General features: G+C 72.0%; 19 protein-coding genes. 11 read left to right on the top strand and 8 right to left on the bottom strand.

Annotation, left to right across the window (positions count from 1 at the left end; all coding sequences use genetic code 11):
- Positions 1-18 precede the first annotated feature (18 nt).
- Positions 19-363, top strand: coding sequence for a DMT family transporter (locus AHOG_RS25395; RefSeq protein ID WP_093944806.1), 345 nt, complete (start codon positions 19-21; stop codon positions 361-363).
- Positions 364-533: 170 nt separating this feature from the next.
- Here the strand turns inward: AHOG_RS25395 and AHOG_RS25390 are convergent, their stop codons facing one another.
- Genes AHOG_RS25390 through deoC form a run of 3 tightly spaced genes read right to left on the bottom strand, consistent with a single transcriptional unit; the run spans position 534 to position 3,851 of the window.
- Positions 534-1,427, bottom strand: a complete 894-nt coding sequence (locus AHOG_RS25390) for an aldehyde dehydrogenase family protein (RefSeq protein ID WP_093943564.1) — start codon at positions 1,425-1,427, stop codon at positions 534-536.
- Positions 1,420-2,853: an aldehyde dehydrogenase family protein gene (locus AHOG_RS25385; protein ID WP_093943563.1), complete on the bottom strand. Its 1,434-nt coding sequence runs from the start codon at positions 2,851-2,853 to the stop codon at positions 1,420-1,422. The genes AHOG_RS25390 and AHOG_RS25385 overlap by 8 nt, the downstream gene beginning before the upstream one ends.
- An 8-nt stretch (positions 2,854-2,861) precedes the next feature.
- On the bottom strand, positions 2,862-3,851 hold the full coding sequence (gene deoC / locus AHOG_RS25380; RefSeq protein WP_093943562.1) for a deoxyribose-phosphate aldolase: 990 nt from the start codon (positions 3,849-3,851) through the stop codon (positions 2,862-2,864).
- A 323-nt stretch (positions 3,852-4,174) separates the two neighbouring features.
- On the opposite strand from deoC, the gene AHOG_RS25375 reads away from it, so the two are divergent.
- The 3 genes from AHOG_RS25375 to AHOG_RS25365 all read left to right on the top strand — a co-directional run bounded on the left by AHOG_RS25375 (position 4,175) and on the right by AHOG_RS25365 (position 5,075).
- The gene (locus AHOG_RS25375; protein WP_093943561.1) at positions 4,175-4,432 is read left to right on the top strand and encodes a hypothetical protein; all 258 of its coding nucleotides are present in this window, start codon (positions 4,175-4,177) and stop codon (positions 4,430-4,432) included.
- Complete coding sequence (locus AHOG_RS25370; protein ID WP_093943560.1) at positions 4,429-4,704, top strand: hypothetical protein; 276 nt, start codon at positions 4,429-4,431, stop codon at positions 4,702-4,704. The genes AHOG_RS25375 and AHOG_RS25370 overlap by 4 nt, the downstream gene beginning before the upstream one ends.
- 185 nt (positions 4,705-4,889) lie before the next feature.
- Positions 4,890-5,075 (top strand): hypothetical protein, encoded by a 186-nt coding sequence (locus tag AHOG_RS25365; protein WP_093943559.1) that lies wholly within the window; start codon positions 4,890-4,892, stop codon positions 5,073-5,075.
- Positions 5,076-5,216: 141 nt separating this feature from the next.
- On the opposite strand, the gene AHOG_RS25360 is transcribed toward AHOG_RS25365, so the two are convergent.
- Positions 5,217-5,405: a DUF397 domain-containing protein gene (locus tag AHOG_RS25360; protein ID WP_245856440.1), complete on the bottom strand. Its 189-nt coding sequence runs from the start codon at positions 5,403-5,405 to the stop codon at positions 5,217-5,219.
- Between the two features lie 453 nt (positions 5,406-5,858).
- On the opposite strand from AHOG_RS25360, the gene upp reads away from it, so the two are divergent.
- Positions 5,859-6,482, top strand: coding sequence for a uracil phosphoribosyltransferase (gene upp, locus AHOG_RS25355; RefSeq protein WP_093943557.1), 624 nt, complete (start codon positions 5,859-5,861; stop codon positions 6,480-6,482).
- A 1,170-nt stretch (positions 6,483-7,652) separates the two neighbouring features.
- A complete protein-coding gene (locus AHOG_RS25350; RefSeq protein ID WP_093943556.1) occupies positions 7,653-9,248 on the top strand; it encodes a glycosyl hydrolase family 18 protein in 1,596 nt (531 codons plus the stop codon).
- Positions 9,249-9,367: 119 nt separating this feature from the next.
- Here AHOG_RS25350 and AHOG_RS25345 read toward each other — a convergent pair whose 3' ends face one another.
- Positions 9,368-9,973, bottom strand: coding sequence for a TetR/AcrR family transcriptional regulator (locus tag AHOG_RS25345; protein ID WP_093944805.1), 606 nt, complete (start codon positions 9,971-9,973; stop codon positions 9,368-9,370).
- A gap of 263 nt (positions 9,974-10,236) precedes the next feature.
- On the opposite strand from AHOG_RS25345, the gene AHOG_RS25340 reads away from it, so the two are divergent.
- From AHOG_RS25340 to AHOG_RS25325, 4 genes are all read left to right on the top strand, one after another.
- Positions 10,237-10,443 (top strand): ribbon-helix-helix domain-containing protein, encoded by a 207-nt coding sequence (locus tag AHOG_RS25340; protein WP_093943555.1) that lies wholly within the window; start codon positions 10,237-10,239, stop codon positions 10,441-10,443.
- A 10-nt stretch (positions 10,444-10,453) separates the two neighbouring features.
- Positions 10,454-10,849 (top strand): type II toxin-antitoxin system death-on-curing family toxin, encoded by a 396-nt coding sequence (locus AHOG_RS25335; protein ID WP_093943554.1) that lies wholly within the window; start codon positions 10,454-10,456, stop codon positions 10,847-10,849.
- A gap of 196 nt (positions 10,850-11,045) precedes the next feature.
- Positions 11,046-11,444 (top strand): MerR family transcriptional regulator, encoded by a 399-nt coding sequence (locus tag AHOG_RS25330; RefSeq protein ID WP_093943553.1) that lies wholly within the window; start codon positions 11,046-11,048, stop codon positions 11,442-11,444.
- A complete protein-coding gene (locus tag AHOG_RS25325) occupies positions 11,441-12,427 on the top strand; it encodes an aldo/keto reductase (RefSeq protein ID WP_093943552.1) in 987 nt (328 codons plus the stop codon). The genes AHOG_RS25330 and AHOG_RS25325 overlap by 4 nt, the downstream gene beginning before the upstream one ends.
- 616 nt (positions 12,428-13,043) lie before the next feature.
- Here the strand turns inward: AHOG_RS25325 and AHOG_RS25320 are convergent.
- From AHOG_RS25320 to AHOG_RS25310, 3 genes are all read right to left on the bottom strand, one after another.
- Positions 13,044-14,801: a phospho-sugar mutase gene (locus AHOG_RS25320; RefSeq protein WP_184451141.1), complete on the bottom strand. Its 1,758-nt coding sequence runs from the start codon at positions 14,799-14,801 to the stop codon at positions 13,044-13,046.
- Between the two features lie 41 nt (positions 14,802-14,842).
- Positions 14,843-15,655 carry a purine-nucleoside phosphorylase gene (locus AHOG_RS25315; protein WP_093944804.1) on the bottom strand — a complete coding sequence of 271 codons (813 nt, stop codon included), beginning with the start codon at positions 15,653-15,655 and terminating at the stop codon, positions 14,843-14,845.
- Between the two features lie 200 nt (positions 15,656-15,855).
- Positions 15,856-17,721, bottom strand: a complete 1,866-nt coding sequence (locus tag AHOG_RS25310) for a serine/threonine-protein kinase (RefSeq protein WP_093944803.1) — start codon at positions 17,719-17,721, stop codon at positions 15,856-15,858.
- Positions 17,722-17,930: 209 nt separating this feature from the next.
- On the opposite strand from AHOG_RS25310, the gene AHOG_RS25305 reads away from it, so the two are divergent.
- The gene (locus AHOG_RS25305) at positions 17,931-19,526 is read left to right on the top strand and encodes an acyl-CoA mutase large subunit family protein (protein ID WP_245856439.1); all 1,596 of its coding nucleotides are present in this window, start codon (positions 17,931-17,933) and stop codon (positions 19,524-19,526) included.
- Positions 19,527-19,759 lie beyond the last annotated feature (233 nt).

Raw genomic sequence — 19,759 nt, 5'->3', positions numbered from 1 at the left:
TCGGGAACGGACCGACGCATGAATTCCGGATGGATCGCCGTCATCGCTGCCGGAGTGCTCGAGATCGCCTGGGCACACAGCATCCGGCTCACCGACGGCTTCACCAGGCTCCTGCCCACCCTCGTCTGCGGGGTGCTGACCGTCGCAGTGCTCCTCGTGCTGAACTTCGCCATGCTCACCCTCCCGGTCGGCACCGCCTACGCCGTCTTCGTCGGCATCGGTGCCACCGGCACCGCCCTTGCCGGGATGCTCTGGCTCAGAGAACCGGTAGACCTGGTGCGGATCGCCGCCCTCGCCCTCATCGTGGGCGGCGTGGTCCTGCTGCACGTCGCGGACCGCGCACCCGCGGCAGCCGCGGGCTGAGCACAGCTCCGCACGACGCCGGTGGCCTCGCCGCCCGTCGCCTGAGCGGGTAGGCGGCACGACCGCGACGACGGCGCTCCTCCGACGAGGCGGACGACACGGTTGAGCGGCGTGCCTCGGGCATCGCGACGAGTCCGGCCCGCCCGGAACTCGCCGCGAACGCCCCGGCGTCACACCCCCACGGGATGCCAGACGGTCTTGTGTTCGATGAAGGTGCGCAGCCTGCGTAGTTCCGGGCGCTGCGTCCAGTCGGGCTCGGTGCCGGGCGCGTGCAGCACGCGCTTGACGGTGCTCGCCGCCGCGCGTTCCAGCTCCGGCTGAAGGATCTCCGGTGCGCCGGTGAGGTCGAGGCCGTTGACGTCGGCGTGCGAGGCCAGCCAGGGAGCCAGTTCGACGGGGCTGCCGGTGAGGATGTTGACCACGCCGGCGGGCAGGTCGGACGTGGCGAGCACCTCGGCGAGCGTCATCGCGGACAGCGGCCGGGCGCGGCTGCTGACCAGGACGGCCGTGTTGCCGGTGGCGATGACCGGGGCCAGCACGCTGACCAGTCCGAGGAGCGAGGACTCCTGCGGCGCGAGGATGCCGATCACGCCGCTGGGCTCGGGCACGGTGAAGGAGAAGTACGGCCCGGCCACCGGATTCGACGCCCCGAGGACGGTGGCGATCTTGTCGGTCCAGCCCGCGTACCAGACCCAGCGGTCGATGGTCTGCTCCACGAGGGCCGTCGCCCGCTTGATCGGCAGGCCCTCCTGCGCCATGACCTCGGCGACGAACTGCTCGCGCCTGCCCTCCAGCATCTCCGCGACCCGGTACAGCACCTGGCCACGGTTGTAGGCGGTCGCGCCGGACCAGCCCGCGAAGCCCTTCCGCGCCGCGACGACGGCGTCTCGGACGTCCTTGCGGGAGGCGTGCGCCGCGTTGGCCAGGAAGGCGCCCTTGGAGTCGGCGACCTCGTAGACCCGGCCGGACTCGGAGCGGGGGAACGCCCCGCCGATGTAGAGCTTGTAGGTCTTGTTCACCGACAGCCGGGGGGCTGCGGTGCCCGACACCAGTCGATTAGACATCGAGGTAGGCCTCCAGACCTGCGCGTCCGCCTTCGCGGCCGAAGCCGGACTCCCGGTAGCCGCCGAACGGGGCGGTGGGATCGAAACGATTGAAGGTGTTGGCCCACACGACGCCTGCCCGGAGGCGCTGCGCCGCCCAGAGGATGCGCGAGCCCTTCTCCGTCCAGACCCCGGCGGACAGCCCGTAGGGCGTGTTGTTGGCCTTGGCGACGGCCTCGTCCGGCGTGCGGAAGGTCAGCACGGACAGCACCGGGCCGAAGATCTCCTCCTTGGCGATCCGCATGGACTGCTGGACCTCGGAGAACACCGTCGGGGCGAAGAACAGGCCTCGGTCGGGCAGCGGACAGGGGCTGGTCCACCGCTGGGCGCCCTCGGCGTCGCCCGCGTCGCTGAGCTCGACGATCTTGTCGAGCTGCTCGCGGGAGTTGATCGCGCCGACGTCGGTGTTCTTGTCCAGCGGGTCGCCGACGCGCAATGTGGCGATCCTGGTGTGCAGCTTGGCCAGCAGCTCCTCGGCCACGGACTCCTGCACGAGCAGACGGGAGCCCGCGCAGCACACGTGCCCCTGGTTGAAGAAGATGCCGTTGACGATCCCCTCCACCGCCTGGTCCAGCGGGGCGTCGTCGAAGACGATGTTGGCGGCCTTGCCGCCGAGTTCCAGGGTGAGGCGCCTGCCGGTGCCCGCCAGCGTCCTGGTGATCTCCTTGCCGACCTCGGTGGAGCCGGTGAAGGCCACCTTGTCGACGTCCGGGTGGGCCACGAGCGCGGCGCCGATGTCGCCCGCGCCGGGCAGGATGTTGACCACGCCCGGCGGCAGCTCCGCCTGTCGGCAGATGTCGGCGAACACCAACGCGGTGAGCGGCGTCGTCTCGGCGGGCTTGAGGACCACGGTGTTCCCGCAGGCCAGCGCGGGCGCGATCTTCCACGCCAGCATCAGCAGCGGGAAGTTCCACGGGATGACCTGCGCGGCGACGCCCAGCGGACGCGGCTCGGGCCCGTAGCCCGCGTAGTCGAGCTTGTCCGCCCAGCCCGCGTGGTGGAAGAAGTGCGCGGCGGCCGTGGGAACGTCGGTGTCCCGCGCCTCCTTGATCGGCTTGCCGTTGTCCAGACTCTCCAGCACGGCCAGTTCCCGGGAGCGTTCCTGGATCAGCCGGGCGATCCGGAACAGGTACTTCCCGCGTTCGGCGCCGGGCATCCGGCCCCACACCCGGTCGTAGGCGCGGCGGGCCGCCCGGACGGCCAGGTCGACGTCGTCCGGCGACGCGGTGGCGACCTCGGCCAGCACCTCCTCGGTGGCCGGGTTGACGGTCTTGAGCGGCCTGCCCGTGCCGTCGACGAACTTCCCGTCGACGAACATCTGATAGGAGGGCCGCAGGTTCGCCAGGTCCCGGGACTCCGGCGCGGGCGCGTATTCGAAGGTAGGCATGGCGCTTCTCAGTCCACCGTCACATAGTCGGGGCCGCTGTAGTGGCCGTTGCGTTGGGCTCGGCGCTGCATGAGCAGGTCGGTGAGCAGGCTGGACGCGCCGATGCGGAACAGGTCCGGGGTCAGCCAGTCCGGTCCGGCGACCTCGTGGACGGCCACCAGGTGCCGGATCGCGTCCTTGGTGGTCCGGATGCCGCCCGCGGGCTTGACGCCGCGAAGCTGCCCGGTGCGGTCGTGCCAGTCCCGCACGGTCTGCAACATCAACTGGGTGACGGGCAGCGTCGCTGCCGGGGAGACCTTGCCGGTGGAGGTCTTGATGAAGTCGCCGCCCGCCAGCAGCGCCAGCCACGAGGCGCGCCGCACGTTGTCGTAGGTGGCCAGCTCGCCCGTCTCCAGGATGACCTTGAGGTGCGCGGAGCCGCAGGCCTGCTTGACGGCCTGGATCTCCTCGAAGACCTGTCCGTAGCGCCCGGTGAGGAAGGCGCCCCGGTCGATCACCATGTCGATCTCGGTGGCGCCCGCGGCGACGGCGTGCCGGGTGTCGGCCAGCTTGACATCACGGTGGGCGCGGCCGGACGGGAAGGCGGTCGCCACGCTCGCGACGCCGATGTCGGTGCCGCGCACCGCGTCGACAGCCACCTCGACGAGGTCGGGGTACACGCACAGCGCGGCGACCCGCGGGACGTCCGGGTGGTCGGAGTCGGGCCGCCGGGCCTTCGCGGCCAGCGACCGCACCTTGCCGGGGGTGTCGGCGCCCTCCAGGGTCGTGAGGTCGACCATGCTGATGGCGGTGTCGATCGCCCACAGCTTGGCGGCCTTCTTGATGCTGCGAGTGGCCAGACCGGCGGAGCGCTGTTCCAGCCCGACCTGGTCCACGCCGGGCAGCCCGTGCAGGAAGCGACGCAGTGCGGCGTCGTCGCGGACGGCGTCGGACAGGTCGCCGGGTAGCGCGCTCACTGTCCGATCGGATGCCTCGGTCGTCGTCGACGGGGAAGCCATACCGGCAGTCTAAGTGCCTGGCAGCAGATCATCTTCCGCCCGACGAGCGTCGTGAACACTCGCCGCGGCGGGGTGGTGCTCGTCGGCCGTCGACGAGTCGCCCGGCCCGAGGCCGGCCGCAGACGCGCGGGCCGGCGCGGTGACGGATCGGCGCGGCGCTGGACGCCCGCCGCCGCGAGCGCCGACGACGTCGCGGCGTGATCGGCATGATGTCAGTGCGGGGGGCGGCTCGTCTCGCGGCCGAGGGATTCACGCGATCCTTTGTGTCGGGTCCGTCGTTCCCGGCACGATGTGATCGACGCCCGGCGTGATGAGGAGCAGGCGTGGACGAGCAGCAGACGGATCTGGCCGGACTCGCCCGCAGACTTCCGATCGAGGACATCGTCCTCGGCAGGGACGAGGCGGCCAGGGTGGCCGCCGAACTTCGGAGACTGTGGGCCGGATCGCTCGACGGGCGGGCCGAGTCCGCCGTGCATCATCTCGTCGTCGGCGGCTGGAAACTCGACGGAGTGCTCGCCAGACTGCACCGCTGCGCCGACCTCATCCGCACGGAGGCCGCCCGCCGATCGGCCGAGTCATGACCTCCGTCGGAGAGGTCGCCGCCCGGCTGCGTGCCGCCGTCGACCGGCTGCCCGCCGGAGCGTTACGCGACGCCCGCACGCTGCTCATCGAGGAGATCGAGCCGCTGCTGCACCGCGCCAGCCAGGGCGACGAGGACTTCGCCCTCCTCGACGCGCTGGGCCTGCTCGCCGCGGCGGTCGACGACCTCGCCGACGTCGCCGCCTACTTCGACCACGCCCGCGCCCTGGCCGACGAGTACGCGGCGGAGCACGGGGGAGCGGGCGGAAGTTGAGGCCGGGGGAGGTGGCGCGGTGATGTCGGATCGTGCGGTGGTCCGGGTCGCTCTCAGCGTGGACTGGCAGGCCGGGCCGTTCTGGCTGTGGCGAGGTGACGTACTCCCGGAGGAGTCCGACTGCGCGGACGCGGGTCAGCCGCTCGGGTTGCCGCCGAGGCTGATCACAGGAATCACCGAGTGGGATGCCGGGCTATCAGTCGAAATGGCCGCTGCTGATGGCGGATCAGCCGATCTTCGCGACAGAGAAGGATCGGAATCGGTTTCTGGCGTGGGGCCTGGAGTTGGCGCGGCGGGTGCGGGCGGAGTGTCCGCCGGAGGTGACGGTGACGTACTCCGGCGACGGCTCGCTGGACGAGCTGATCCGCTGAGGCGGCGTTGCGGCGAGCCGGGTTCCGTAGTCGGCTGAGGCGCATGGCGTCACGACGACCGGCGGCGGTGCCGGGCGATGCGGCCACCGGATTTCGGCCTGCCTTTATCGGGCCGGGTGGTCGGAAGCCGGTGGCCGCGGGTCAGCGGAGTCTGTCGTCCTTGACGGTGTCGAGGAAGTCGACGAAGTCGGCGTGACTGACGACGAGGGCCCCGCCGTCGCGGTTCTTGGTGTCGCGGATGCCGACGACGCCGGGCGCTTCTCCGACCTCGATGCAGTTGCCGCCGTTCTCTGACCGAGTCGATTTCCGCCGGCTGGTCAAGCTGTTCACGAGAGCTGTTCCTCCTAGCGTTCGGCGTCCGCAGCCGACAGGCGAACGGACGAGAAGCAACGGACGGGCGGTGTCCTGTGAACACATCACTCGACACCGTCCGTCGATGCAGCGGCCAGCGGAGCCTGTCAGTCTTGATCGCGTCGAGGAAGCTGCCGAAGACGGCGCGGTTGACGACGAGGGTTCCGCCGTCGCGGTTCTTCGGAGCAGTCGACCGGCCGCGGCGGTCAGGTTCGTGCGGGCACCGAGTTCGCGCGGCCACGCGCCGACTGCGGCCACGATGCGAGACCGGGCGGGCGGCGTCGCGTGTGTGTGGGGAGTAGAGGCACAAGCCTGCGTGCCGTCGTCTCGGGCGGCCGGCGCCGCGACGGACCCGGCGGACACGCCGGACGTGACGCTCGCCGCCTTCTCGCTCGCCCGATCGGGTGGCGCGGGCGGTTACCGTATCCGGTCATGGACCTGCTCGTCGTGGATCATCCGCTGGCCAAGGCCAGGCTCAGCACCATGCGGGATGCCCGCACCGACAGCCCCACCTTCCGGGCGGCACTGCATGAGCTGACCCTCATGCTGGTGTACGAGGCCACCAGGAACGCCCCGGTGGTCACCGAGCGGATGCACACCCCGGTCGCCCGCACGGACGGCTACCGGCTGAAGAACCCGCCGCTGCTGGTGCCGGTGCTCCGCGCGGGCCTCGGCATGGCCGACCAGGCACACCAGCTGATCCCGGACGCGCAGATGGGCTTCGTCGGGCTCGCCAGGGACGAGGAGACCCTCCAGCCGACTCCCTACCTGGAGTCGCTGCCCGCCGACCTTTCCGGCCGCCCGGTGTTCGTGCTCGACCCGATGCTGGCCACCGGCGGATCGATGGAGTACACGATCCGGCTGCTCGCCGATCGGGGCGCCACCGACGTCACGGCGCTGTGCGCGCTGGCCGCGCCGGAGGGCATCGAACGGCTCCGTGCCATGGCGGCGCCGCCCCGGATCGTGACCGCCAGCATCGACGAACGTCTCAACGAGTCGGGCTTCATCGTCCCGGGCCTCGGCGACGCGGGAGACCGGCAGTACGGCGCGGTCTGACCAGCTGATCCCACACCGCACCGGTGCGACACGCTTCTCGGCCACCGGCACGGCCGCTGTCGGCGACGGTCCAGGGCCACGGCCGGTCGCGATCCGGCGGGCCGTCACGTCGGCATCGTCTGCCGGTGGACACCGACTGCCGCGCACGGCCTGCTGACCGGAGGTTCCGACAGGGCCGTCCTACCGCCCTCCCGGTGGCCACGGGCGCCGAGTGGGCACGTGAGCGTCCGGGACCTTCGTGGCCGCGCGTCGTAGCGGTCCGCGTCCGCCCTGTCGGGCGCGTGGTGCCGCCGAGCCGCACGGCGCCACGGCGGCGACGGCCGAACCGGCTGCCTCGCCGTCGCACCGGGCGGTGACCACTCTGACGACGGCCGGTGCCCCTCGTGCGTGCCGTCGTCATTCCGGACGAGGTCGCCGGGCCGTGGGAGGTCGCCGGGCCGTGGGAGGTCGCCGGGCCGTCGAGGTTTGCCGATCCATGGGAGTTCGGCGATCCGTCCGAGACCGCCGATCCATCCGAGACCCTGGGCCGCCCCGGACCCTGGGCCGTCCGAGATCGCCGGCGTCGCGGGCGCCCAGGCCGCCTGCTGTGGCCGCGACGTCGAAACTGCCGAACCACGTCGAATCACGACGGACCGTGCGACGGGCCGACGTCGAGCCACGACGGGCCGTGCGACGGGCAGGCATCCCGCCACGATGAGCCGGAACAAGCCACGACGCGCCGCGCGACGGGCCGACGTCGGGCCACATCGACTCACGTCGAGCCACGATGAGCCGGTATCGAGCCGCGCCGAGCCGAGCCGAGCCGAGCCGAGCCGAGCCGCGCCGCGCCGAGTCGAGCCGCGCCGGGCCGTGCCCGCGGCGATGCTGCGCCGTTCGCACGCCGGGCCGGCCGGTGTCCGGCCGATCCTGTTGGGCTGTTCGAGTGAGGCAAGTGGTCTAGACCTTGACAGGAAGTGGTCTGGACCAGATGGTCATTCCATCGATCGAGAGTCAGTGCACTTCCCGGAGCCTCCTTGGTCGAGCGGTGACATCACGCTCGGCGCGCCACACCGCCTTCCCGGCACCTGATTCCCCGCCTTCCACCGACCGAGCCCGGCTCCCCGCGACGCGCATCGTCGCCGGGCCCGGCGTCGCACCGGTCGGTCCGGTCCCGAATCACTTGGAGTGTCCATGTCCAGACAACGACGTCGATGGCAGTTACCCGTCCTGGCCGCCGCCGCCCTGCTGATGGCGGGCGTCGCCACCGTCCCCGCGACGGCGCAGGACCGCGCCGCCGAGCCCGCGACCCAGACTTCGGACTCAGCCCTCGACCAGGACGGCTACCGCAAGGTCGGCTACTTCACCCAGTGGGGCGTCTACGACCGGAACTACCTGGTCAAGAACATCGACACCTCCGGGGCGGCCGAGTCGCTGACCCACATCAACTACGCCTTCGGCAACATCACCGAACAGGGCGAGTGCTTCCAGGCCAACCAGCTCGGCCAGGGCGACGCCTGGGCGGACTACCAGCGTCGCTACACCGCCGATCAGAGCGTCAGCGGCGTCGCGGACACCTACGACCAGCCGCTCGCAGGGAACCTCAACCAGCTCCGCCAGCTCAAGGAGAAGTACCCGCACCTGCGGGTCCACATCTCCTTCGGCGGCTGGACGTGGTCCAGGTACTTCTCCAACGCGGCGGCCACCGCCGAGTCCCGCCGTGCCCACGTCGAGTCCTGCATCGACATGTGGATTCGCGGTGACCTGCCCGTCATCGGCGGCGACCCGCAGGGCGGCCCCGGCGCCGCGCTCGGCGTCTTCGACGGCATCGACCTCGACTGGGAGTGGCCCGGCTCCGAGGGCGCCGAGGGCAACGTGATCCGGCCGGAGGACAAGGAGAACTTCACCCTCCTGCTCCAGGAGTGGCGCAGCCAGCTCGACGCGGTCGGCGCCGAGCACGACAAGGAGTACGAGCTCACCGCGTTCCTGCCCGCCGACCCGGAGAAGGTCGACCTCGGCTACGACGTGCCCGCCGTGTTCGACGAGCTCACCTTCGCCACGCTCCAGGGCTACGACTACCACGGCGGCTGGGAGAACACGACCAACCACCAGTCGGCCCTCCGGCTCGGCGAGAACGAGCCGGGACCGCTGTTCGTCTCCGGTGAGGTGGTCGTCGACAAGTGGCTCGACGAGGGCGCACCCGCCGACAAGCTCGTCCTCGGCGTCCCGTTCTACAGCCGAGGCTGGACCGGCGTGACCGGCGGCGGCGACGGCCTGCACCAGCCTGCGGCGGGGCCCGCGCCCGGCCGTTACGAGGCGGGCATCAACGACTACAAGCTGATCAAGGAGCAGGCAGGCTCCTCCACCCTGCACCGTGACGAGGCCACCGGCCAGGCCTGGCTGTTCGACGGCAACACCTTCTGGACCTACGACGACCCGACCGAGATGGTGCGCAAGGCCGAGTACGTGCGGGAGCGCGGTCTGTCCGGCGCGATGGTCTGGTCGCTGGACGGCGACACCGCGAACGGCGAGCTGATGGCCGCCCTCCACGGCGAACTGCCCAGCGCGCCGAACCCGCCCGGCGAGCCCGGCGAGCCCGGCGAACCGCCGGAGGAGCCCGGCGAGCCGGGCGACTGCGCGGCGGCGGCCTGGAACCCGGCCACCGCCTACACCGGAGGCGCGATCGTCTCCTACGGGGGCCACGAGTGGCGGGCGAAGTGGTGGACCCAGGGCGAGACGCCGGGCACCACGGGTGAATGGGGCGTCTGGGAAGACCTGGGAGCCTGCTAGGCAGGAACCCGACCCCCGACGGGCGGCCTGCGCCCGGCAGGGTCTCGGGCGTGAAGGGCACCGGTCAGCACCCGGTGCCCTTCACGTGACCGGCGAGCGGCCTCCGGCCGTGCGCGCGATCAGGCCGCGGGCGTCCGGAGCCAGCCCCGGATGTTCGCGGCGAGCGCCGCCCGGCAGCTGCCTGCCGAGACGTTCACCGCGGCGAGGCAGCCGTCCAACTCCAGCGAGACCAGGCCGTGGACCATCGCCCAGCAGGCATAGGCGATGTCGTGCGCGGGGAGGTCGGCGAGCAGGCCGCCCTGGATGCCGCGTTCCACGGTCTCCACGAGCGGCCGCATCGCCGCCGTCGCCGCCTCGGTCGCCACCTCGTCGGCCTCCAACGCCGTCGAGCCCGAGCGCTGGAACATCACCGCGTACAGATGCGGATCGGCCAGCGCGCTGCCGTGATAGGCCATGCCGAGTTCCAGCAGGTCCCCGGCCGGATCGTCGGTGCGCGCGACGGCCTCGAGTCGCCTGCTCAGCCGCTGGAACGCCTCGATGTACACCGCCCGCAGCACGGCCGCCTTGCTGCCGAAGAGCGAATACACCGCCGTGGTCGACGTCCCGGCGTCGGCCGCGAGCCGGCGCAGGCTCAGTCCGTCGATGCCGTGGGTGGAGATGAGCTCGGCCGCCCGGTCGAGCAGCCGAAGCCGCAGCTGTTCGTCGTGGATTCGGGGCCGAGCCATCCTCCGAGGATAGCCGGCGCCGGGCGCGGGCCGAGGAGCTCCGGCGGCGCGCAGCGCGAGGCTCCGAGGCGGGCAGGCCGTCGGAACGGTGGCGACGCGGCGTGTCTCGGGGCCGAGACGGCGGCGCGTCGACACCCGGCGAGGGGCGCTCCGCGGGGCTCGGCAACCCGTCTGTCTGCGACGAAGCCCGCTGGCGGGCCGGCGACCGCTTCGGGTCCCGCCGCTCCTGGAACCAGTGGTACCACTTCGGTACCATCGACGTCATGGCGATGACACTGCGTCTCACCGACGAGGAGAACCGCAGGCTCGCGGAACTCGCCGCGGCGGAGGGCCGGTCCAAGCAGGAGGTCATCCGGCTCGCGCTGGCCGACCGCTGGACCCGACAACAGCGCGACGGCGAGCTGGGCGAGGTCCTCGGCCGGGTGCTGCCCCGCTATCGGGGACTGTTGGACGGGCTGGGTCCGGCCTGAGTCCTCGGACATGACCTTCGAATACCTCGACGCCGGGGACCTCTTCGTGCTCGCCACGGCGGTGACCGGCGGCGACGTCGTGGTCCGCGACCTCGGGCTGCTCGACGCGGCGGCCCACCGGCCGCGAGCGGTCGTGCTCGGGATCGAGGCCTACGACACCCTCTGGCGCAAGGCCGCTGCGCTGCTGGACTCCCTGGTCCGCACCCGGCCGCTCGCCGAGGGCAACTGGCGGCTCGGCTGGGTCGCCGCCGTGACGTTGTGCGACATCAACGGCTGGTGGATCGAAGCCGACGACCAGGTCGCGATCGACTCCGTCCGGCAGGTCTCCGCGGGCACGCTGGAGATCGGCGAGCTGGCCGGCCTTCTCGAGATCTGGGCCGTGCCCAAGGACGCCACGCCCGGCTGATCGGCCGGACGCCGCGCGAGGCAGGGCTGATCGCCGCGCCTGCAGAGACCATCACCCCGCGAGCCGCTCGACCGCCGATCACGGCGCCGCGGCGGGAGATCGACCGCGCCGCGGCGGCCGGTGATCCACTCGGTCGTCGACGGCTGCGACGGAAACGCTTGTGCTGGAGTGCACTCCAGCTCCTACTGTCCTCAAGGTGAGCTACTCGATCGCACAGGCGGCAGCACACAGCGGGCTGTCGATCGACACCCTGCGTTATTACGAGCGCATCGGGCTGGTCGATCCCCCGGCGCGGGACAGCGCCGGGCGGCGGGCGTACTCCGATGAGGACTTCCGCTGGCTGTCCTTCCTGACTCGGCTGCGGACCACGGGGATGCCCATCCGGATGATGCGGGAGTACGCACGGCTCCGACTCCTCGGCCCCGGAACGTCGGCGCGTCGCAGGCAGATCCTGGCCGACCATCGCAGGGAGGTCGGCGAGCGGATCGCCGAATTGCAGGCCTGCGCCGACATCCTGGACTTCAAGATCTCCCACTACGAACAGATCGAGCGCCTCGGCGAGCCGTCGCCGGACGCTCAGGAGGTGACCGCATGACCGTTCCCACGCGCAGGCTCGGCGCGCTGACCACGTCGGCGCAGGGCCTCGGATGCATGGGCATGAGCGAGTTCTACGGGACGCGCGACGACGCGGAGTCCGTCGCCACGATCCACCGTGCCCTCGAACTCGGCGTGACACTGCTGGACACCGCCGACATGTACGGGCCGCACCTCAACGAGGAACTGGTCGGCAGAGCGCTCGCGGGCAGGCGGGAGCAGGCGGTGCTCGCCACCAAGTTCGGCTTCGTCCGAGGCGACGACCCCAAGGCACGCGGTGTGAACGGCAGCCCCGCCTACGTCCGCAAGGCCCTGGAGGGATCGCTCGGCCGACTCGGCGTCGACCACATCGACCTCTACTACCAGCACCGCGTCGACCCGAACGTGCCGATCGAGGACACCGTCGGGGCGATGGCCGAGCTGGTCACCGAGGGGAAGGTCCGCCACCTGGGTCTGTCGGAGGCAGGCGCAGCGACGATCCGTCGGGCCCACGCCGTTCACCCCATCACGGCGGTGCAGTCGGAGTGGTCGTTGTGGACCAGGGACATCGAGGCCGAGGTCGTGCCCGCCTGCCGTGAACTCGGCATCGGGCTGGTGCCGTACTCGCCGCTGGGCCGGGGACTGCTCACCGGTCGGTTCACCACGGCCGACGACTTCGGCGACCAGGACTACCGGGCCGACTACCCCCGCACGTCGGGGGAGAACCTCGACAAGAACCTCGCGCTGGTCCGCGCACTGCGGGCGCTGGCCGTCGAACGCGGCGTCACCGCGGGGCAGCTCGCGCTGGCCTGGGTGCAGCATCAGGGCGACGACGTCGTCCCGATCCCCGGCACCAAGCGACGCCGCTACCTGGAGGAGAACGTCGCCGCCGTGGACATCGTCCTGAGCGCCGAGGACCTCACCCGGATCGAGGAGGCCGTGCCCGCCGAGCAGGTGGCGGGCCCGCGATACCACGAGGTGGGGCTGCGGCTGATCGACGGCTGACCCGAGCGACCCGCGGGCGGGCGTGGTCTCGTGATCGACGCGGGCGGGCGGGCGATCGGGGCTGGTGGTTCCGCGAGCCTCAGCCGGAAGGCCGGCGTGTGGTTCGCACGGACCGGCCGCGGCGAGCAGACCCTGCCCCCCGCGGAGCGCGACGGTCTCGACCGGCCCGCCCGCGTCGGCCTGCCCCGATTCACCTGGCCCGCGCGACCGCCGCGAAGCCGTGCGCGTCGCCGGGTCGACTGCGCGAGTCGCCGAAGGCCGCCTTGCACCGGCGTACCGCCGCCGAGCCGTCGGCCGAAGGCGACCGGCCGACGCACCGCGAACCGGCTCCGCGGGCGGCCGTTCGCCGCCGGGCGCTGCGGGCGGCCGGTCGCCCCTGCGCACCGTCGCCGACACAGCCGGCCGAACGCCGGGCCGACGCACGCGGGCACCCGTCTGTGTCGGCCCGGTCCGAACCCGCCGCGCTGCCGTGTCGACGGGATCAGCCGTGGCGCGAGACGTGCCGGGATGAGCGGTGTCACCGGGTTCGCCGTGTCGCCGCAGCCGAACCGCGCGGCCGAGCTCAGCCGTATCGCCGGGCCGAGCTGCGTACACCGGCCGAGCCGCGCCGCCGGGCTCAGCCGAGCAGGGCGGCGACCTCGTCCCGGAGCGCGGCGAGCCTGTCCCGCGCCCGAGTCCTGGCCGCGTCCAACGCGGTGCCCGCCTCCGCCGAGCCGGCGCCGACCCCCGGCACGTCGTCGCCGGTCGCCGCCGAGTCCGCCCCGATCCCGGAACCGACCGCCACCGGCTCGACCACCTCCAGATAGGCCTTCACCTTCGGCTCCGTGCCCGAGGGCCGCACCACCACGCGCAGCCCCGCACCCCGCAGCACCATGACGTCGGAGCGCGGCAGCAGGTCCTCGGCCTCGACGTCGACGCCCGCCAGCGCGGTCGGGGTCTCGGTGCGCAGCCGACGCATCACCCGCGTTCCGGCGGCGACCTCCGGCAGCCGGACCGAGAGCTGTTCGGTGAGGTGCACGCCGTGGCTGATCGCCAGCTCGTCGAGCACGTCCCAGAGGTCACGACCGCCCGCCCGGAGCCAGGCCGTCAGGTCGGCGGCCAGCACCGCCGCCGAGATGCCGTCCTTGTCGCGCACCTGATCCGGCGCCACGCAGTGACCGAGCGCCTCCTCATAGGCGTAGACGAGTCCGGTGCCCGCGCCGTCGCCCGACCGCACCAGCCACTTGAACCCGGTCAGCGTCTCGTCATAACGCACGCCGTGCGCGGCGGCCATCGCCTTGAGCTGCGAGGACGAGACGATGGTCGTCGCCACCAGCGGGTCGGGACGGGCCGTGCGATCCAACGTGGTCAGCAGATGATGGGCCAGCAGCACACCGGTCTCGTCGCCGCGCAGCATCCGCCACACCCCGTCGCGTCCGCGCGCGCCGAGGGCGCACCGGTCCGCGTCCGGGTCCAGCGCCACGGCCAGGTCGGCCGAGCATTCCTCGGCCAAGGCCAGCAGCGCGTCGACGGTCCCCGGCTCCTCCGGATTCGGGAAGCTCACGGTGGGGAAGTCGGGATCGGGCACGGCCTGTTCGGCGACCACGCGGACGTCGGTGAAACCCGCCGAGCGCAACGCCGCCACCAGGGACTCCCCGCCGACGCCGTGCAGGGGCGTGGCCGCGATCCGCAGGCCCGCGCGGTCCACGGCGAACGTGCCGCCCCCGGCGCCGGGAACCGACTCCGCCCCCGTGAGCGCTCGCGGCGGGCCGGGCCGGGTCACGGCCGAGGCCGCTGCCAGGTAGTCCTGCACGACCGAGTCGTCGACGACGCCGCTCGCCGCGCGGCGCGGGACCGAGATCGCCGCCGGAGCCGCCTCGATCGCCGCCTCGATCTCCCGATCGGCGGGCGGCACGATCTGTGTCCCGTCACCGAGATAGACCTTGTAGCCGTTGTCCTGCGGCGGGTTGTGCGACGCGGTGACCTGCACGCCCGCGACGGCCCCCAGCGCGCGCACCGCATACGCGAGCACCGGTGTCGGCAGCGGCCGGGACAGCACCCTGGCGTCGAAACCAGCAGCGGCCAGCACCCCGGCGGCGTCCTCGGCGAACTCGGCCGAACCGTGCCGGGCGTCACGACCGACCACGACGACCCCGCCGCCGTGACCCTGCCGGGTCAGCCAGTGCGCGAGCCCGGCCGTGGCGCGCACGACGACGGAGCGGTTCATCCCGTTCGGACCGGCCCGCAACGGGCCGCGAAGGCCGGCGGTGCCGAAGGTCAACGTCGCCGACATCCGGTCGGTCAGCTCCCGGTGCGCGGCGTCGTCGCCGCCCATCGACCCCGCGACCAGGCGTTGCAGCTCGGCGCGCGCCTCCGGGTCGACGTCGTCGGCCATCCACCGGAACGCCGCGTCGCGCAGCTTCGGCGACAGCGGGCTCACAGCCGGACCACCAGTTCACGCAGCAGGCCGCCCAGTTCGGAGGCGGCCTGCCTGCCCGCCTCGACGACCTCCTCGTGATTGAGGGCCTCACCCGAGAGACCCGCCGCGAGGTTGGTCACCAGGGACAGTCCGAAGACCTCGGCGCCCGCCGCCCTGGCCGCGACGGCTTCCAGGACCGTGGACATGCCCACCAGGTCGGCGCCCAGCGTGCGCAGCATCCTGATCTCGGCCGGGGTCTCGTACTGCGGTCCGGGCATGCCCGCGTAGACGCCCTCGGTGAGCGTGGGGTCGATCGTGGCGGCCAGCGCGCGCAGTCTCGGCGAGTACAGGTCGGTGCAGTCCACGAACCGGGGGCCGGACAACGGCGAGGCGGCCGTCATGTTGAGCTGGTCGCCGATCAATACCGGCTGGCCGACCCGCATGCCCTCGCGCAGGCCGCCCGCCGCGTTGGTCAACACCACGGTCTGACAGCCCGCCGCCGTCGCGGTGCGCACGCCGTGCACGACCGGGGCCACGCCCATGCCCTCGTACAGGTGGATGCGACCGAGGAGCACCAGGACGTGCCTGCCCGCCACCTCGACGGAGCGCACGGTTCCGCCGTGACCGGCGACGCTGGGCGCGACGAAGCCCGGCAGCTCGCTCATCGGGATCTCGGCGCTCGGCTCCCCGAGCACGTCGGCGGCGGGCCGCCATCCGGAGCCCAGCACGATGGCGATGTCGTGATGGATCTGGCCGGTCAACTCGGCCAGGATCGCCGCCGCCGCGGCCGCCACGGCGGACGGATCGGCGTTCGTGGTCGCGGTCGGCAGGGCAGGGGAGCCTGCGGCGGGAACGGTCGTCACGGGAGGTACAGCGTCGTTGCCGGTCACGTCGTGGAGCTTAAGGCCTGCGGGCCGCCTCCTCGTCGATGTGCGCCGGATCAGTCCGCCCGCGGGCACGCCCGCGGGCGCCCGGCGTCCCGAGACCCGGTGCGGCGGCCCGCTGCGGAGCCGACCTGCGCCGACGGCGTTCAGCGCAGCGTGAAGCCGTCCGAGACCCGCTCGAAGATGCGGCTGCCCGCCCCCTCCGTGTCGGTGGGCACCGTCACCGACACCACCCACAGATCATCGCCGCGAGGGCGGAGACCCGCGAACGTGCTACGCCGCAGCTCGCCTTGGTGGGCGTTGCTCGTCAGCCCCCGGTCCACCATGCGATAACTGATCGCCCGGTCCGGCTCCGCGCCGTCCGGATGGGTCGCGAGCACCGAGTCGCCCTGCATCAGCAGTTCACCGTTGCTGCTGGTCGACGTCGTCGTGAGATACGCGAGGTAGTCCGTGACCCCGGAGTCGGGGTAGAACCCGACGAAACGCTGCACGGAGATCATCCGGCTGCCGTCCGGGGCCAGATGCCGATGCAGGACGCTCTCGCCGAGGGCGTCGTCGCGATGCTCGTAGAAGGTGAGCCAGTCCCTCGGCACGTCCACCGTGTACCGCCCGGCGACGGAGCTCGCCGGGTCCCCGCTCGCCGCGGCGGTGTCGGTGCGTCGTTCGTAATCGGGTTCGGGCAGGCCGGGGTCGCGAGAGCCCTCGGCGTCCCGGCCGCTCGACGGCTGCAGGGTCTCGCCCGCCAGCGTCCTGATCACGGCGAAGCCTACGGCCGCGGCGCCGAGGAACAGTGCGGCCGCCAGCAGCAGCGTCGTCAGCCCGCGGGCTCGGCGCGGGCGGGCGGGCGTGGCCGCGCCGAGCCTCGTCCCCGACGGGGCGGTCCGGGTACGGGGATGCCGCGGCGCCTGCGGCGACGCGGCGAAGGGCAGCGGGCCGGGATCGCTGGCCAGCGGCGTGTGCGGCACGGCAGCCTGCGCGGGACGCCGGATGATCACCGTGTCCGACTCGGTGACGTCCTCGCCCTCGACCCTGGGCACCTCGGCGGTGACCTCGGGGGCGGCGGGCGGCTCGTCCGGCCCCGGCTCCCGCCGCGCCGCAGGCTCCTCGTCGGGCGCCCCGGCGTCGGGCACCCCGGCGTCGGACGCCTGCTCGTCGTCGTCGACGTAGGCATCATGAGAGTCGTGGGTGTCGTCGAGATCGGAGTCCTCGCTGAAGTCGGGGTCGTCGCTGTCGAGCAGCGCCGAGATGCCCGCCGTGGAGGCAGGCAGCAGCGGCGCGAGCCTGCGGCGCACCTCGGCCAGCGGCAGACGCAATGCGGCGTCCTTGACCATCAGCCCGCTGATCAGCGGGGCCAGCGGGCCGCCGCACGTCGGCTGCGGCACGGCGCCGTGGACCACCTCGAACACGGTGGCGACCGGATCGCCGCCCGAGGAGTACGGCGGGCGACCCTCGACCGCGGCGAAGAGCGTGGCGCCCAGGGCCCACAGGTCGGCGGCGGGCGTGACCTCGCCGCCGGAGGCGACCTCCGGGGCGATGTAGCTGGGAGTGCCCAGCATGAGGCCCGTCGCGGTGAGCGTGGTCTCCGCGACGTTGCGGGCGATGCCGAAGTCGGTGAGCTTGATCTGGCCGTCCCGGCCGACCAGCACGTTGCCCGGTTTCACGTCGCGATGGGTGATCCCCGCCCGATGCGCGGCCTCCAACGCGGCGGCCACCGAGTCGGCGACCAGCGCCGCCTCCGGCGCCGCGAGCATGCCGTGCCGCGTCAGGACCTCCGCCAGGCTGTTGCTCGGCACGAGTTCCGAGACGACGAACGGCTCGCCGTCGTGGCGGGCCACGTCGAACAGCGTGACCACGTTGGGATGGGAGAGCACGGCGTTGGCCCGCGCCTCGCGCATGGTCCGCTCGCGCAGCTCGTCGGCCGCGGCCGCCGGGATGCCCACGGGAAGGAGCACCTCCTTGACCGCCACCTGCCGATGCAGGAACTCGTCATAGGCGGCCCACACCGTGCCCATCGCCCCCCTGCCCAGGAGCTGATGCAGGCGATACCGTCCGGCGATGAGGCGGTCGCCGTCCGGCGGCGGGGTGCGTCTGGTCGGCACGGATTAGTTCTCCCCTCAAGTCCGGACCTCTACGTTGTACGTCACGGGACCCTTGAACGTGGATCTAACGACTGTGGCCGCCACGGAGGGTTCACCGACGACCACGGCACAGGAAGGCTTCCATGATGGGTGGCGCACGGCGGGCGGAATCCGGATTCGAGATCCGGTCGGTGTACCGACCCGCCGACGTCCACGAGGAGACCGGACAGCCGCCGGAACGGATCGGCGAGCCGGGCGACTACCCGTTCACCAGGGGCGTCTACCCCACGATGTACACGCAGCGACCCTGGACGATGCGGCAGTACGCGGGCTTCGGCACGGCGAGCGAGTCGAACGCCCGCTACCACCAGCTGATCAAGGCGGGCACCACCGGCCTGTCCGTCGCCTTCGACCTGCCCACGCAGATGGGCTACGACTCCGACGAGTACATCGCGCACGGCGAGGTCGGCAAGGTCGGCGTCGCGATCGACTCCGTGGAGGACATGCGCACCCTGTTCGACGGCATTCCGCTGGGCGACGTCTCCACCTCGATGACCATCAACGCGCCCGCGAGCGTCCTCCTGCTGCTTTATCAGATCGTCGCCGAGGAACAGGGCGTCGACCCGGCGAGGCTGACCGGGACGATTCAGAACGACGTGCTCAAGGAGTACATCGCGCGCGGCACCTACATCTATCCGCCCGCCCATTCGCTGCGCTTGATCACGGACATCTTCGCCTACTGCAAAGAGGTCCTGCCGAAGTGGAACACCATCTCCATCTCCGGCTATCACATGGCCGAGGCGGGGGCGACGCCCGCGCAGGAGATCGCGTTCACCCTGGCCAACGGTATCGAGTACGTGCGGGGCGCCATCGCTGCAGGCCTGTCCGTCGACGACTTCGCGCCGCGGCTGGCCTTCTTCTTCGTCTCCAGGACCTCGTTGCTGGAGGAGGTCGCGAAATTCCGCGCGGCCCGGCGAATCTGGGCCAGGGTGATGAAGGAGGAGTTCGGTGCGACGAAGCCGAAGTCGCTGACCCTGCGTTTTCACACCCAGACCGCGGGTGTGCAGCTCACCGCGCAACAACCCGAGGTCAACATGGTCCGAGTGACCATTCAGGCCTTGGCGGCGGTGTTCGGCGGGACGCAGTCGCTGCATACCAACTCCTATGACGAGGCGATCGCGCTCCCGACCGAGAAGGCGGCCAGGCTCGCCCTGCGCACGCAGCAGGTGATCGCATTCGAAAGCGACCTCACCGCCACCGTCGACCCCTTCGCCGGGTCGTACGCGGTGGAGGCGATGACCGACGAGGTCGAGGCCGCGGCCCTCGCCCTGATGGCGAAGGTCGAGGAGCGCGGCGGCGCGGTGGCGGCCATCGAGGAGGGCTTCCAGAAGTCCGAGATCGAGGAGACGGCCTACCAGAACGCGCGGGAGATCGACGACGGCGAACGGGTCGTCGTCGGCCTCAACCGATTCACCGTCGACGTCGAGGAGCCCTACGAGCCGCTGCGGGTGGACCCCGCCATCGAGGAGGCGCAGGCCGCCCGACTCGCCCGGCTCCGGGCCGAACGTGACGATGCGGAGGTGCGGTCCGCGCTCGCGGAGCTGACCGAGACGGCGAAGGGAACGGGCAACGTGCTATACCCCATGAAGCGAGCACTCGTCGCACGGGCCACCGTCGGTGAGGTATGTCACGCATTGCGCTCGGTCTGGGGGACGTACGTCCCGTCAGAGGTCTTTTGAGGGACACGAGAGGGTAAAACCCGAATTGGTGCAGGTCATGGCCCTGCACCTGGTGGGCGACGTCGACCGCGAGAGCGGGCTCGACGCCGCGTCCCGCGCTTCCCTCACTTCGGCCTCACGTGTTTTCGATCATCGAGATCGGCGTCGGTCGACTGTGCCGATGCAAGAAGCCCGGTTGAGCGACCGTAGGATTTCCCTTGTCCCGCGCGGTGCCCGACGGACCTGACAGTCCG

It is taken from the genome of Actinoalloteichus hoggarensis (assembly GCF_002234535.1).
Classification (GTDB): domain Bacteria; phylum Actinomycetota; class Actinomycetes; order Mycobacteriales; family Pseudonocardiaceae; genus Actinoalloteichus_A; species Actinoalloteichus_A hoggarensis.
The sequence above is the reverse complement of the archived record's forward strand: the minus strand, read 5'-3'. Positions and strand labels throughout refer to the sequence as shown.